This window comes from Desulfovibrio sp. SGI.102, from assembly GCF_050314315.1.
Taxonomy (GTDB): domain Bacteria; phylum Desulfobacterota; class Desulfovibrionia; order Desulfovibrionales; family Desulfovibrionaceae; genus Desulfovibrio.
Map to the genome: position 1 here is coordinate 1 of NZ_JBNPNC010000039.1, position 14,956 is coordinate 14,956.

The window sequence follows — 14,956 nt, forward strand, 5'->3', positions numbered from 1 at the left end:
TGCCACACGATATGTCAAAAGATGTGCATCTTTTCTTGCCGCCGTTCAAATCAGATGCATATCTTTGTGGGCAAACATAATTTGACGACACCATCTAACAAGGAGCCCCTGCCATGAACCCCGCTTTTTCTTCCCTGCTGGCCGCCCTGGCCCGTGAACTGGATCTGCCCGGCATCGAGACCCGCGACGGCGATTCCTCCTGCCTGCTGGGCATCGATGACTTCGAGGTCAGCCTGCGCTGCCTCTCTACGGATCAGGTCATGATCTTCACCGTGGTGGCCCCCCTGCCCGCGCGCAAACGTGACGAGCTGTATGCCGCGCTGCTGGACGCCAACACCTTCTTCCACCAGACCCAGGGCTTCACCCTGGCCGCCCGCGAGGATACGGGCGTGACCCTGCAGGGCACGCTGCCCCTGGCCGCGCTCACCGATACCAATGTGGGCACCTGGGTGAGCAATTTCGTCAACGTGGCCGAGCACTGGCAGGAACGCTGCCTGGCCTGTGACGACGCCGCTGCCGACGCCCCGGAAGCGCCCGCCGTTGATCCGGCCCTGATGGGCGGCATGCTGCGCATCTAGCCGGCACATCCCGCCTCTGTCATACCCTGCCGCGCCCGAACCCGCCGATACTCCCGCGGCCTGCCTGCAGGGGCAGACTTTTCCCTCCCCATACGAAACGGGGCGACGATCCGCCGATCGCCGCCCCGTTTCCCTTGCCGCATGCGCAGCTCCGCCCTTCGGGAAATACCGGGAAATGCCGTTGCCCTTTCCCGGAACAGGACAGAGCCCAGCCTTGAGGCCCACTCCCGAACCTGCTATACTCTTGCTCCGCCGTGTGCGGGCCCTGCGTCCGTATCCGCTTTCCGGTGCCGGACACGGCCGTCCCGTACCGCCCCAGCCGCACATGGCCTTCTCTTCCCTTCATCGGCCGTCGAGGCCCGGAGTTCCCGCATGTCCGATTTCGTGCATCTGCACTGCCACACCGAATACAGCCTTCTTGACGGCGCCATCCGCGTCAAGGATCTCTGCTCCCGTGCCAAGGATTTCGGCATGCCCGCCTGCGCCATCACCGACCACGGCAACCTGTTCGGCGCGGCCAAATTCTTCCTGACCTGCAAGGACTTCGGCATCAAGCCCATCATCGGCTGCGAGGTCTACGTCTGCCACGACCATCTGGACAAGACCTCCGAGCTGGCCCGCAAGCGCAACCACCTGATCCTGCTCTCGGAAAACATCGAGGGCTACCACAACCTGGTCAAGCTGGTGAGCCGCAGCTATCTGGAGGGCTTCCACTACAAGCCGCGCGTGGACAAGGCCATGCTGCGCCAGTATTCCGAAGGCCTCATCTGCCTTTCGGCCTGCATCGCGGGCGAGATACCGCGCGCCCTCAACGCCGGTGACATGGACGGCGCCATCGCCCTGGCCCGCGAATACGCCGACATCTACCCGGACCGCTTCTATCTGGAGCTGCAGTCCAACAGCCTGCCCGAGCAGGAGATCGCCAACAAGGGCCTGCTGGAGATCGCCGACCATCTCAAGCTGCCCATCGTGGCCACCAACGACTGCCACTACCTCAACGCCGACGACGCCGACGCCCATGAGGTGCTGCTCTGCATCCAGACCCAGACCACCATGGACGACCCCAAGCGCATGCGCTTCGGCACCCATGACCTCTACTACAAGTCCGGCGAGGAGATGGAGGCCGTATTCGGCCATCTGCCCCAGTCCCTGAGCAATACGGCCGAGATCGCCGAGCGCTGCAACGTGGAACTGGACATGGGCCACCATTATTTCCCGGTCTACAAGCTGCCCGAAGGGGCCAGCCTGGATTCCGAGTTCCGCCGTCTGGCCGAGGAGGGTCTGGAACGCCGCCTGGAGAAGCACCCCAACCGCGCCAACATCGACCCGCAGGCCTACCGCGACCGTTTGCAGTACGAGCTCAAGGTCATCCTCGATATGGGCTTCCCCGGCTACTTCCTTATCGTGCAGGAGTTCATCAACTGGGCCAAGGACCACGGCATCCCCGTGGGCCCGGGCCGCGGTTCGGCCGCCGGTTCGCTGGTGGCCTGGTCGCTGCGCATCACCAACCTGGACCCCCTGCCCTACAATCTGCTCTTCGAGCGATTCCTCAACGCCGAACGCGTCTCCCTGCCCGATATCGACGTGGACTTCTGCGAACGCCGCCGTACCGAGGTCATCCAGCATATGGTGGATACCTACGGCAAGGACAGCGTGGCCCAGATCACCACCTTCGGTACCATGAAGGCCAAGGGCGTTGTGCGTGACGTGGGCCGCGCCCTGGGCATGAGCTTTGCCGAGACCGACCGCATCGCCAAGCTGGTGCCCGACGACCTGAAAATGACCATCAACAAGGCCCTGGAAGCCGAGCCCGACCTCCAGAACCTGTACGATACCGACCCGCAGGTCAAAAAGCTGCTGGATACGGCCCGCCGTCTGGAGGGCCTGTCGCGCCACGCCTCCACCCACGCCGCCGGTCTGGTGGTCTCGCCCCGGCCCATGGACGAGTTCCTGCCCCTCTACACCGGCAAACGCGGCGAACTCGTGACCCAGTTCGACGGCCCCATGACCGAAAAATCCGGTCTGGTGAAGTTCGACTTCCTGGGCCTCAAGACCATGACCCTCATCCAGGACACCCTGGACAACATCACCCTGCAGGGCAAGACGCCGCCCGACCTGGACAACCTGCCCCTCACCGACGCCGCCACCTACGACCTTTACGCCCGCGGAGACACCGACGGCATCTTCCAGGTGGAAAGCTCGGGCATGCGCCAGTACCTGCGCATGCTCAAGCCCTCGTGCTTCGAGGACGTCATCGCCATGCTGGCCCTGTACCGTCCCGGCCCGCTGGGCTCCGGCATGGTGGACGAATTCATCAAGCGCAAGCACGGGCAGGTGCCCGTGGTCTATCCGCACGAGTCCCTCAGCGACTGCCTGCGCGATACCTACGGCGTCATCGTCTATCAGGAACAGGTCATGCAGATCGCCCAGATCATCGCCAGCTACACCCTGGGCGGCGCTGACCTGCTGCGCCGCGCCATGGGCAAGAAAAAGCCCGAAGCCATGGCCAAGGAACGCGTCAAGTTCGTGGAAGGCGCTCAGAAGAACGGCGTGGACAAGGCCAAAGCCGACGAGATCTTCGACTTGATGGAAAAGTTTGCGGAATACGGCTTCAACAAGTCGCACTCCGCCGCCTATGCCCAGATCTCCTACTTCACGGCCTACCTCAAGGTGCACCATACCGTGGAGTTCATGGCCGCCCTGCTCACCTCGGAAATGAGCAACCAGGAAAAGCTGCTCAAGTACATCTCCTGCTGCAAGGACATGGGCATCGACGTAGTGCAGCCCTCTGTCAATGCCAGCCAGCGCTCCTTCTCGGCCCGCGAGGGCAAGGTCGTCTTCGGTCTGGGCGGCATCAAGAACGTGGGCGACAGCGCCATCACCGAGATCATGGACGCCCGCAAGGACGGCGAGTACGTCTCCCTCTTCGACATGTGCTGCCGCGTGGACCTGCGCAAGGTCACCAAGCGCGTGCTCGAAGCCCTCATCAAGGGCGGCGCCTGCGACTGCTTCGGCGTCTCGCGCGCGGCCCTGCTGGCCGCCCTGGACACGGTGGTCACCCGCGCCCAGAAAAAAGCCAAGGAAAAGAATTCCAACCAGATCTCCCTGCTGGCCATGGCCCCGCAGGTGGAAGCCAAGCCCCAGCCCGGTATCGGCTTCGACTGCCCCGAGTCCGGCATCCCCGAGATGGACGAGGACCAGCGCCTCAAGAACGAAAAAGAGGCCCTGGGCTTCTTCCTCACCAGCCACCCCCTCCAGCCCTTCAGCCGCGAGATGCGCCGCCTGCGCCTGACCACGCTGGAAGACGCCCGCGACCTCTACCCCAAGGCCGAACTGAGTACCGCCGTGCTGGTGGTCAGCCTCAAGGAGGTCATCACCAAGTCCAAGGGCGAGCGCATGGCCTTCGTGGGCGTGGAAGACCTTACCGGCCATGCCGAGGTCACCTTCTTCCCCCGCGCCTATGCCGAGGCCCGCGAGCTGCTCAAGAGCGAACAGCCCCTTTGCCTGCGGGCCACGGTGGACAGTCAGGTGGACGAGAGCCGCGACAGCGACGAGGACGGCGAAGAGACCAGCCGCGAGGTCAAGCTGCTGGGCCAGAGCGTGACCCTGCTTTCCGAGGCCTGCGGCCAGAGCGATACGCCCATCTGCGTGCAGATACCGGCCCACCGCCTGGGCGAGGAGGACATCCTGGCCCTCAAGGCCATCCTGGAGGCCCATCCCGGCAATGTGGAGGCCGAAGCCATGGTCCTGCTGGACGGCGTGCGCTGCCACCTTACGCTGGGGCCGCAGTTCCGCGTCAGCCCCGGCCCCGAACTGGACAGGGCCCTGGCCGCCTGGGCCGGATAAAAAACGTTTTCCGGGGGGAAGGAACCCCCTTTAGCTGGCGCCCAAAGGGGGTTCCTTCCCCCCGGGCCCCCTATCCTCCCCCAAATGCGCTTTATCCGGCCAGGATATGCGACGGCCAGGGAGGACAGGCCACAGACCTTCCCGAAACGGTATCCCTCCGGGAAAGGATCACGAATGAACCCTGGCTGGCCAGAACAGCCAAAGGAAAGGATATGTCCAAGAAGATCTGGCGCCTTACGGTGCGTGACGAGATTTCCGCAGGCCATGCCCTGCGCCATTACGAAGGCAAGTGCGAGCGTCTGCACGGCCACAATTTCGCCGTTGAGCTGACCGTGGAAGGCGACAAACTCACCGAAAATGTGGAGCTGCTGCTGGACTTCAAGGTCCTCAAGCGCGCCCTCAAGGAAGAGCTGGCCGCCCTCGACCATCAGATCATCAACGAGGTGCCGCCCTTCGACCGCCTCAATCCCTCGTCGGAAAACATCTCCCGCCACATCTTCCAGAACGTGGCCCGCCGTCTGGCCGCCGATGAAAGCGCCTGCCATGTGCGCGTCCACAGCGTCAGCGTCAGCGAAAAGGGCGCGCAGACCGCCACCTATCTGGAACTGGACGACTAGTTTTGCCGGTCCGGTTGTCGTCGCCGGGCCTGTTATGGCGGGGGAGGCAAGAGTCCCTTTTGAAAAAGGGGGGCCTTCCTCCCCCGCCCCCTCCTTCCTCCCGAAAGCTTTTCTTCCGGTCGCGCTGGAAGGTCCCTGCCGCTGCCGTGCGGGGAGAGAGATCGCTCCCCAGGCGGAGATGCGTCAGGCGCAAGGCAAGGGACGTCTCAAGACAGCGGCAAGGCGACAGTGCAGACGAACAAGGCTTCTCTTTTCTCTGCCCTGCACTTTCCCCACCCTTCCCTGCGGACGATATGCGCCTGTCCGCGCCATACGTTTTCTGCCACAGCACGCAAAAAGCTCCCTTCTCAGGGAGCTTTTTTCATGCGCTGCCGCTTCCGGACGAAGCGCTCGCAACAAAAGCAGGGCTGGCGGGGTGGCAGGGATTTTCGCCGTCGCGCGGCGACCACCGTCCGTGCGATACCACGATCGTGTCGTGGTCGCGCACCCGCCGATAACACGCGCGGGGGATGGGATGGAAGGACGGGGAGCAATGGAGCCCCTCCCGCGCCGGCAGCGACCGCATGGCCGCCGCAGACCATAGCCGTCGCGACGAAGGAAGCTGCGGGCAGCGACAGCCGGGATGAAGGGGCCTTATCCCGGATATACCACTCAGGCCGTTTCTTTCCGGCGGGCCACGATGCCGCGCCGGGCCAGTTCGGCCACCACCTTTTCCGCAAAGACCGGCAGCATGGCCTCGGCCTCGGGCGAAAGGCCCACCTGCATGGTGCGCCAGTCAAAAGGCTGGAGGCCGAAGGCCAGGCATTGCGGACGGCACCCCGCCAGCTCGCAGACCTGCAGGGTCTGGAGCAGATCCGTCTGGTGCATGGAGCCCTGAAAGCTGAGGCTGCGGCTCAGATCCTCGTTTTCCAGCAGATAGACCGTGCCCGGCTCCTTGCCGCCCAGCACCACGTCCAGCACCACCAGCAGGTCGCACTCCTCCAGTTCGGACATGAGCAGAAGCCCCTGGGTGGCACCTTCCTGCAAGCGCACGTTCTCCGGCCAGTAGTAGTTCTTTTCCAGATGGTTCACGGCGGCCACGCCGAAGCCTTCGTCACGCAGCAGGATATTGCCCACGCCCATGATCAGCACGCGGGGAGCGGCCACAGTCTCGCTCATGGAGCCTCCTTGGATGGCGGCCGTCCCGGCGGACGGCGCATGAAAAAAGGGGAAGGGCCCCTTGAGGACAGCCCTTCCCCCAGCGAACGGATACGGATTACAGGACCTTGAACTCGTGCACCTGATTGGTCTCGCCGTCGATGACATGCACGGCGCAGGCGATGCAGGGGTCGAAGGAATGGATGGTGCGCAGGATCTCCACAGGCCGCTTGGGATCGGCCACGGGCGTGCCCACCAGGGCCTGTTCGGCGGCGCTCAGCACATGCTTGGCATCCCGGGGCCCCAGGTTCCAGGTGGTGGGCACCACCAGCTGGAAGTTGCCGATCTTGCCGTCTTCGATGCGCAGCCAGTGCGACAGGCCGCCGCGCGGAGCATTGACGAAGCCCACGCCGCGCCCTTCTCTGGGCACGCTGCATTCCATGGCGATCTTCTTGTCGCCGCCAGCGATGTTGGCTTCGTATTCGGCCAGCCACTTTTCCACCTGCTGGGCGATGACCAGGGTCTCGACGCCGCGGGCGGCGGTGCGGCCCAGGGTGGAGAACAGGGCTTCCGGCCCCACGCCCAGGGCGGACAGCACCTTGTCCACCGCGGGCTTCACGGCTTCATGGCCCTGGGCATAGGCCACCAGCATCTGGGCCAGCGGGCCGGTCTCCATGGCCAGGCCGTCATAGCGCGGCGCCTTGAGCCAGGAATAGCGGTCCGTATCGCCCATGCGGGTAAAGGCGGGCTTGGTCTCGCCGTCATAGGGGGCGCGGGCATCTTCGCCTTCGTACCAGCTGTGGCGCACATGCTCGGCGATCTTGCCGGCATCGAAGGGATGCACGGTATCCAGCTTGCCGTCCAGCAGCACGCCGGGCTTGAGCCAGCGTTTGGTGATGTCGCGCTCGCCGCCCACTTCGGGGAATTCACCAAAGGCCATGAAGTTGCGGCAACCGCAGCCCAGCGCGGCCCAGTCCTTGTAGGCACCGGCCACCAGCAGCAGGTCGGGGATGTAGACTTCTTCGATGAATTTGCGGGCCTGCAGGTACAGGTCACGGAATTCCTTGATGCGCTCGGGCGTCAGGGATTCATAACAGGTCACGCCGCCGGGGATGAGGAACTGGGGATGCGGGTTCTTGGCGCCGAACACGGCCATGGCCTTGGCGGCGCTGACCTGCACGCGCAGGGCTTCCAGATAGTGGGCCGTGGCCACGAGGTTGGCTTCGGGATCCAGATAATAGGCCGGATGCCCGCCCAGGAAATAGGCGTTGGTGAAGGGCCCCAGCTGGCCGCTGTCCACAAAGGCCTTCAGGCGGGCCTGCACGGCCTTGAAGTCATCGGCCGTGGCCTTGCGGGGCGAGATGGACGAGGCCAGCGCCGCGGCCTTGGCCGGATCGGCCTTGAGGGCGGCGGTCACGTCCACGAAGTCCAGGGCGTGCAGGTGGTAGAAGTGCACCATGTGGTCGTGCATGAACAGCAGGCCCAGCACCAGATTGCGGATATAGGTGGCATTGGCGGGCAGGGTCAGGCCCATGGCGTCTTCCAGGGCGCGGGTGGAGGCCAGGGCGTGGGTGTAGGTGCACACGCCGCAGGTGCGCTGGGTGAAGTGCTGGGCATCGCGGGGGTCGCGTCCCTTGAGGATCACTTCCAGGCCGCGATACAGGGTGCCGCAGCTGCGGGCATCCTTGATGCGGCCGTTTTCCACTTCCACCTCGATGCGCAGGTGGCCTTCGATACGGGTCAGCGGGTCAACGACAATGGGGCCGGAGAAATTGCTCTGGGGCGTTTTCATAACTTGGCTCATGCTGGCAGCTCCCTAGTTCTGGTAAAAAGGCGACAGGTCATCCCAGAAATTGGGCTCGCTGCAACCGATGCAGGGATGTCCGGCCCGCACGGGCCAGTTGGTCTCGTTGAACAGGGCCTTGGGGCAGTTGTTGTAGGTACTGGGGCCCTTGCAGCCCAGATCGTACAGACACCAGCCCTTGCGCGCTTCTTCGGAATCGAAGGAGGGCGCGAACTCGCCCGCCTCGAAATGGACGCGGCGCTCACACAGATCGTGTACGGACTGGCCGTAGAACATGAGCGGACGGCCCAGATCGTCGAGCTTGATCTCCTTGTTCTGCAAAAAGGCCACCAGCGTGCCCACCAGGTTCAGAGGATTAGGCGGACAGCCCGGGATATTGATGGCCTTCACGTCCATGCCCAGCCTGGCGAAGCAGTCATTGACGCCCACGGAGCCGGTGGGATTGGGCTTGGCGGCCTGCACGCCGCCGTAAGCGGCACAGGTGCCCATGGTGACCACGGCCTTGGCCTTGGGCAGCACGCGCTTGCACAGGTCCAGCATGGTGTGGCCGCCCACATAGCCGTACTTGCCGTCCATGGCCGTGGGGATGGCGCCTTCCACCACGCAGATGAAGCCTTCGGGATTGCTGATGGCCTGATCCAGCGCGGCCTCGGCGGCTTCGCCCGCGGCGGCCATGATGGTTTCGTGATAATCCAGGGAGATGGTGTCCAGGATCAGGGTGTCGAGGAAGGGTTTGCAGGTGCGCAGCAGGGCCTCGGAACAGCCCGTACATTCAGCGCAGTGCAGATAGACCACGGAGGCGCGGCGATTGGTCAGCGCCGCGGCCACTTCCGTGGCCATGCTGGGCCCAAGGCCCATGGTCACGGCCACGGCCGTGCAGAATTTCAAAAAATCACGACGGCTGACGCCCTGTTGCGCCAGACGTTCCTCCCCACCTTTTTTGCCCAGACCAACGGCAATACGCATACGTGCCTCCTGTCTGCAGGATGAGATAAACGGGAATGATGAAGACCGCACAAGATGAAATGGAAGGCTCCAGCCACGGAGCCTTCCCCCGACTGCCGTCCACTGCATGAGGTGCATGCCACAGCAAAGGACGACCAAGGCCATGCATGGTCGAATGGGGAGTATGCGGCGAGGGGAAGGAATGGGAGGGATTATGCGTGGGCATGCCATCCATTGCCCGCGCCGCAGCCGGAAATGACGCGAACCCGCGTCTTCAGCCGGCTACTTCACAAACGGACAATGAACATGATGCCTCCTTGTGGCGGAGAATTCCGCCATTGGCAGCCATCCTACCCTGCCACCGTCATCTGGTCAACCACCCCACCGCTTTTCCGGCAGTGGGCAGGGCCTCCCCGACCGCATGACCGCTTGCCGGGGCTGGAAAAAATTTTTCTTTTTCCCCGGCTCCGGCAACGTTTCCGGCCTGCCCTGCCCGTCCCCAAAGCAGGCCGGGAAAGCTGCGGCCAACAAACACGTCAGAAAAGCTTGCACGCCACTTGCGGGACGTCCTCCCCTGCCGCCCCCCATCAGGCAACATCAGCCAGTCATGCCGCCCAAACGCGTGGCATCCCGCCGGTGCCGCTCCCCTCTCGACCCTGCCTGCCGCATCTGGCATACTGGCACCACCGGCATGATGCCGGAACGAAACCGTCAGGAGGATATGAATGAAAACCCTGGATTGTCGGGGCCTTGCCTGCCCCCAGCCTGTGATGCGCACCCGCGACGCCCTGGAACAGGGACGGCCGCAGGAGCTGCTCGTCCTGGTGGACAACGCTGCCGCCAGCGAGAACGTGAGCCGCTTTTTGCGCCGCAGCGGCTTTGAAGTCAGCGTCAACCAGCCCGAAAACGCCCTGTGGGAAGTGCACGGCCTGAGCAGCGCCACACAGGTGGAAGCCCCGGAACAGGCCCCGGCCGCCGCTCCTGCAGCGGATACGGAAAGCCGCAAGACCCTGGTCCTCATCACTACCGATACCCTGGGCCGCGGCGATGACGAACTGGGCGCCCGCCTGATGGAAAACTTCCTGGCCAGCCTGCCCGAACTGGGGGCCTCCCTGTGGCGCATCGTGCTGCTCAACGGCGGCGTCAAGCTGGCGGCCACGGAGGGCAAGTGCCTGGATACCCTGAAGCAGCTGGAAAGCAACGGCGTCAGCATCCTTGTCTGCGGGACCTGCCTGAACTTCTTCAACCTGCTGGAAGCCAAGCAGGTAGGCGAGACCACCAACATGATGGACGTGGTGACCAGCCTTTCCTTGGCCGACAAGGTCATCCGGCCCTGACCGCAACGCCTGCGGGCCGTGCGGGAAAGCACCTTTCCCTGCCCGCGCATGAGGCATAAAAAAAGAGGGACGCTCCGCAGCGTTCCTCTTTTTTTACGTCTTGCATCCCGCAACCATGCAGGCCATCTGAAAATTTCCCGGCCTCGCCAGTATCTTCCCTCATGGGACGGGCCCTTTCTTCTTCCCGCATATCCGCCGGTCCCGGCCGCGTATCCCCTGCCGCAGACCGCAGCCAGCGAAGCGGCTCTTCCCCTCAAAGCCTTCCCCCCTGAAGTCCCTGTACCCCGGTCAGGAGCCGATAGCCCTCCCCACAGCGCAACGCCGGGGACTTGCGGCCAGACCAGAACAAAAGTTTTCGGAGGATGGAGGGGGTACGGGGGAGGAAGGGCCCCTTTTCCAAAAGGGTCCCTTCCTCCCCCGCCCCTATCCCTGGCCTTCCCACAGCCCGGACAGCACTGTAGCCGTGCGGGCCAGCAATTCTTCCGTATGGCGGGCGGTGAGGCCGAAACGCAGCAGGGCCTGCCCGCGCGGTACGGTGGGCCAGCGGGCCCCCAGCACCAGCACCCCGCTCTCGGACAGACGGGCGGCCAGACGGCGGCAGCGCGCCTCATCGCCCACGGGCACGGACAAGATGTGCGCATCGCCCATGACCGGCAGCCCCCGTTCCGTCAGGGCCTGACGGAAAAAGGCCACGCGCGCGGCCAGCGTACGCCGTCGCTCCTCAAGGCGCGGCAATTCCTCCACCAGCGCCAGCATGCAGGCCGCATGGGCGGGCGGCAGGGCCGTGCTGTGCATGATGGCCGAAGCCAGATGCTCGAACAGGGGCGTGAAGCCCCGGGGCAGCAGCAGGAACGCACCCCACAGGCCCAGCGATTTGCCCAGCGTGCCCACCACCAGATCGGCCGGGGCCCGGCCGCCATCCCGCAGGGCCTGCGCCGCGCACAGGCCGCGTCCGCCGGGGCCCAGGGCCCCCAGCGCATGGGCTTCGTCCACACAGAGGAAAAATCCGTACCGGCGACGCAGGGCCGCCATGCGTTCCAGATCGAGAGCCGCGCCGTCCATGCTGTACAGGGACTCGGCCATGACCACGGGCTGCGGCGCGTCCGGCGGCAGGGAGGACAGCAGGCGCTCCAGATGGTCATAGTCCAGATGGTTCCAGGCCCGGATGCGCGCCCCGGCCAGCGGCAGGGCCCGCATGACGCTGGCGTGACAGCGCCTGTCCACAAAGGCCTCCTGCCCCTGCTGGAGCAAGGTGGTCACACAGGCCAGATTGGCCTGATAACCGCTGGGCAGGAACAGACATTCCGCAAAACCGAAGTAGTCGGCCACGGCCCGGCAGGCCTGGTCCACCACATCGCTGCGGCCCCCGGCCAGACGCGAGGCCGACGCTGACGGCGCATGGGCGGCAAAACAGGCAGCCACCCGCGCCTGCCAGTGCGCATCGGCGGCAAGGCCCAGACCGTCGTTGCTCATGAAGGAGATGTACTCCCGGCCGTCCCGGTACAGCAGCGGCCCGGCGGCTCCTCTGGCCATGGCGGCGCTGTCGCGGGCAAGGCCCAAACGGGCATCGGCGCGCAGGCGGTCGTTCAGACAGTCATAAAGGCTTCGGCGTTCTGGGACAGACATGAGTACAGCTCCCTGTAGCGGCTCTCCAGCAGTTCACGGGAAAAAGAGGCATCGTAGGGCACCAGGCCCACGCGCAGTTCCAGCTCCAGCGGCGGCAGGGGGCCCCCAGGCCCGCAAAGGCCCCGCACGCGCACCAGCGAGGCCGCCACACTGCCGCCCTGTGCCGTCACCCGCACGTCCAGCCGCGCCATGCCGGACAAGGGCCCGGCAGGCCATGGAGCGCGCTCCACGGACAGCAGGAAGGCATGGCAGGAAAAATCCCGCGCCACACGCTGTTGCAGGGCGGCCGCCTGCGCGGCGGCCTCCAGCACCTGCCAGAAGGGCACGCCCTCACAACGGCGCCAAGCCGTGAGCCCCGGCGGGGACGAATGGGCCCGTGCCGCATCCAGCAAGACGAAGGGCGACGGCGCATCCAGAAAGAAATCCGTGTTCATGGCCGCAGATCCACGGCAAGGGCGGCGTTCTGGCCACCGAAGCCGAAATTCTCCAGCAGGCCGCGGGAGGACGGGAAGGGACGGGGCTCCCGCACGAAGTCGAGACGGGCGGAACAGGGCCGTTCCAGATGGCGCACGGGCGGCATCCTGCCGTCACGCCAGGCGGCCAGCGCACAGTACAGCTCCAGCGCCCCGCAGGCCGAGGAACCGTGCCCCAGCCAGGATTTGAAGGCCATGACGGCCGGGCCGCCAGGAACATCGCCCAGCAGGCGTTCCCACAGCAGGCTCTCGGCCTGATCGTTGAGCTGCGTTCCCGTGCCGTGGGCCGAAAGCCAGCCCAGTCCGGCGGCATCGAGGCCCGCCTCTTCCAGAGCGCCCCGCACGGCCAGCTCGGCCCAAGTGCCCCGTGCTTCGGGCGCGGTCAGGCTCTCGGCATCCACGGAGGCCCCGTAGCCCAGGATCTCCGCATGGACATGGGCGCCCCTGGCCTGCGCCGAGGACAGGCTCTCCAGCACGAAGGCCGCGCCGCCCTCACCGGGCACGAAGCCGTCCCGGCCCATGTCGAAGGGACGCGGGCCCGTACCGGGCGCACAAAGACTGAGGGCCCGGGCCTTGTGATAGCCCAGCAGTCCGCCCAGCGAAAGGCGGCTGTCCCCGGCCGCGACCAGTATGGCGTCGGCCAGACCGAAGCGTATGCGCCGCCAGCCTTCGCCCAGGGCCTGCAGGGCCGAGGCGCAGGCCGCGTTGACGGTCAGGGCCTCGCCATGGCAGCGGGCAAAACGGGCCAGTGCTCCGGCGGCGGTATTGGGCAGCCAGCGCAGCAGCCAGAGCGCGCCCAGCGTCGCGGTATCCTGCGGCGGCAGGCCCGGTTCACCGGTGACGTCCAGCATGGGCCCCACGGCGGCGATGATCTGCGAACGGACGGGCAGGCCCGCCTCCAGCCCGGCATCGCGCAGGGCACGCAGGCCCGAAAGGACAGCCATCCGGCTGCCCCGGTTCAGGTAATGGCGATGCCGCCAGCCTTCGAACTGCTGCCGGGCCCCGTCCTGGCCCCAGTCTTCCGCCGGGCAGACGGAAAGCCCTTCCAGCGCGCCGGAGGCCCGAAAGGCATCACGGCCCTCGCGCAGGCTGCGGGCCACGCTGTCCAGATCATGGCCCAGCGCCGTGCAGCAGCCCGCACCGCTGATGACGACCCGCTCAGGCACGGCCATCAGGCCCCCTGCCGTGTGGCCTCAAGGGCCTGTTCCACCCAGTGGGCGATGTCGCCCAGGGTCAGGGGCGATTGCAGGGCCATGCCGTCGGCATCCGTATAATAGGCGGCCAGCTGCTGCCGCCGCGCTTCGTCCAGATGGCCGTAATGCTCGCGCAAAAAGGCGGCCGCATCCGGGGCGCCGGCCAGCTGGTAACGCAGGGAGCGCAGAAAGGCGCGCTCCTCGTCCACAAAAATATGGAAGGTGGCGCCCAGCTGCACGCTCACTTCCAGCAGGTCGATGGATTCACAGGGCAGATCCTGCATGAGCAGGGTATCGTCGCTCAGGGTCGCGGCATCGCGCTCGAACAGATTGGCCACGATCTCGCGCACCTTGAGGCTGATCTCGTCGTATCGCATCACAGCTCCGGGAGTTTGAGGGCCCCGAGGCCCCCGTCAAGAGTCACCACGCTGCCGTTGATGGCCGCGGCCTCCGCCGACAGCAGGAAGCACAGGCCCGGCAGCACGTCGTCCGGGCCCAGGCAGCGCCCGGCGGGCATGGCACGGGCCACCTGCCCGTGGCGGGAAAGGAATTCGTGCCCGCGTCCGGCATCCAGCCAGCTCAGACGGGCGGAACAGGCGCTGAGGCCGCGTCCGGCCAGCTCCACGCCGAGGCTGCGGTACAGGCCCTCACCGGCCAGCTTGGCCGCGGCGTACCAGCCCTGCCCGGGCGACGGCCGCTGCGCGGCACTGGACGAGACGAAGACACAACGGCCGAAACGGCGGGCCAGCATGGCCCGGCTCACGGCACGCAGGCAGCGGGCACGCAAGGCGATGTCATCATCCGCCCAGCGCTCTATGGCCTCGGGCGCCGCCATGGCCACCAGCTGTTCGAAACGGGAATGCAGCAGATCCGCCAGATGCCCCACCGGCCGGCCCAGCAGGGCTTCACAGCGGGCGGGCAGGGTCTCGGGATCGCCAAGGACAAGGGCGGGCAGACCGTCCTGCGCACAGCGGGCGCAGCCTGCGTCATCACGGCAGACACAGCAGACCTGCGCCCCTTCGGCGCGCAAGGCCAGCGCCAGGGCACGGCCCAGCTCGCTGCTGCCGCCAAGGATGAGGACAGAACCATGGAACGTCAATCGCATGGCCGCATAGTGAAAAAAAAGCGGCCCGGGCGCAAGGGCCCTGCCGCACACGGCCTGCGCCAGGCCATGGACAGGCCGGGATAAGGCCTGAAGATGCGCCGGGCATGAGGCCCATCGAGTTCGCGACAAAAACGGGAGACCGGCAGCCGCGCGTCCGCTCTGCGCAGCGCACGACCCGCCAATGACCGGAAGGACGTTTTTTGCGGGGAGATGGAAGCGCCAGAAGGCGGAAAAGGGCGCTTTTCCCCAAAGCCCCCTTCGTCTCCTTCGGCAAGATCCCCTTGAAAATAGGGCT

Annotated in this window: 12 protein-coding genes; 4 read left to right on the forward strand and 8 right to left on the reverse strand. The window is 65.8% G+C overall.

The genetic code is table 11. The features are described from left to right. Positions 1–113 precede the first annotated feature (113 nt). The 3 genes from ACQRCJ_RS08975 (at position 114) to queD (ending at position 5,041) form a co-directional block, all read left to right on the forward strand. Positions 114–578, forward strand: coding sequence for a type III secretion system chaperone (locus ACQRCJ_RS08975; protein ID WP_297137992.1), 465 nt, complete (start codon positions 114–116; stop codon positions 576–578). Between the two features lie 372 nt (positions 579–950). After that, positions 951–4,424: a DNA polymerase III subunit alpha gene (gene dnaE, locus ACQRCJ_RS08980; RefSeq protein ID WP_302260161.1), complete on the forward strand. Its 3,474-nt coding sequence runs from the start codon at positions 951–953 to the stop codon at positions 4,422–4,424. Positions 4,425–4,636: 212 nt separating this feature from the next. Beyond that, positions 4,637–5,041 carry a 6-carboxytetrahydropterin synthase QueD gene (gene queD, locus ACQRCJ_RS08985; protein ID WP_168935519.1) on the forward strand — a complete coding sequence of 135 codons (405 nt, stop codon included), beginning with the start codon at positions 4,637–4,639 and terminating at the stop codon, positions 5,039–5,041. A 651-nt stretch (positions 5,042–5,692) separates the two neighbouring features. Here the strand turns inward: queD and ACQRCJ_RS08990 are convergent. The 3 genes from ACQRCJ_RS08990 to ACQRCJ_RS09000 all read right to left on the reverse strand — a co-directional run bounded on the left by ACQRCJ_RS08990 (position 5,693) and on the right by ACQRCJ_RS09000 (position 8,948). Next, positions 5,693–6,199: a HyaD/HybD family hydrogenase maturation endopeptidase gene (locus ACQRCJ_RS08990; protein ID WP_300644412.1), complete on the reverse strand. Its 507-nt coding sequence runs from the start codon at positions 6,197–6,199 to the stop codon at positions 5,693–5,695. Positions 6,200–6,296: 97 nt separating this feature from the next. After that, a complete protein-coding gene (locus ACQRCJ_RS08995; protein ID WP_289616284.1) occupies positions 6,297–7,982 on the reverse strand; it encodes a nickel-dependent hydrogenase large subunit in 1,686 nt (561 codons plus the stop codon). 12 nt (positions 7,983–7,994) lie between these two features. Next, entirely contained in the window at positions 7,995–8,948 is a 954-nt protein-coding gene (locus tag ACQRCJ_RS09000) for a hydrogenase small subunit (RefSeq protein ID WP_168935517.1), read from the reverse strand. A 704-nt stretch (positions 8,949–9,652) separates the two neighbouring features. On the opposite strand from ACQRCJ_RS09000, the gene yedF reads away from it, so the two are divergent. Next, positions 9,653–10,264 carry a sulfurtransferase-like selenium metabolism protein YedF gene (gene yedF / locus ACQRCJ_RS09005; RefSeq protein ID WP_168935516.1) on the forward strand — a complete coding sequence of 204 codons (612 nt, stop codon included), beginning with the start codon at positions 9,653–9,655 and terminating at the stop codon, positions 10,262–10,264. A 423-nt stretch (positions 10,265–10,687) separates the two neighbouring features. Here the strand turns inward: yedF and ACQRCJ_RS09010 are convergent, their stop codons facing one another. Genes ACQRCJ_RS09010 through ACQRCJ_RS09030 form a run of 5 tightly spaced genes read right to left on the reverse strand, consistent with a single transcriptional unit; the run spans position 10,688 to position 14,661 of the window. Further along, the gene (locus ACQRCJ_RS09010) at positions 10,688–11,890 is read right to left on the reverse strand and encodes an aminotransferase class I/II-fold pyridoxal phosphate-dependent enzyme (protein WP_427799661.1); all 1,203 of its coding nucleotides are present in this window, start codon (positions 11,888–11,890) and stop codon (positions 10,688–10,690) included. After that, positions 11,851–12,324, reverse strand: a complete 474-nt coding sequence (locus ACQRCJ_RS09015) for a hypothetical protein (RefSeq protein WP_300705836.1) — start codon at positions 12,322–12,324, stop codon at positions 11,851–11,853. The genes ACQRCJ_RS09010 and ACQRCJ_RS09015 overlap by 40 nt, the downstream gene beginning before the upstream one ends. After that, positions 12,321–13,535 (reverse strand): beta-ketoacyl-[acyl-carrier-protein] synthase family protein, encoded by a 1,215-nt coding sequence (locus ACQRCJ_RS09020; protein ID WP_427799662.1) that lies wholly within the window; start codon positions 13,533–13,535, stop codon positions 12,321–12,323. Before ACQRCJ_RS09020 ends, ACQRCJ_RS09015 begins: the two co-directional genes overlap by 4 nt. Then, positions 13,535–13,933: an acyl carrier protein gene (locus ACQRCJ_RS09025; protein ID WP_168935512.1), complete on the reverse strand. Its 399-nt coding sequence runs from the start codon at positions 13,931–13,933 to the stop codon at positions 13,535–13,537. The genes ACQRCJ_RS09020 and ACQRCJ_RS09025 overlap by 1 nt, the downstream gene beginning before the upstream one ends. Then, positions 13,933–14,661, reverse strand: a complete 729-nt coding sequence (locus tag ACQRCJ_RS09030) for an SDR family NAD(P)-dependent oxidoreductase (protein ID WP_168935511.1) — start codon at positions 14,659–14,661, stop codon at positions 13,933–13,935. The genes ACQRCJ_RS09025 and ACQRCJ_RS09030 overlap by 1 nt, the downstream gene beginning before the upstream one ends. Positions 14,662–14,956 lie beyond the last annotated feature (295 nt).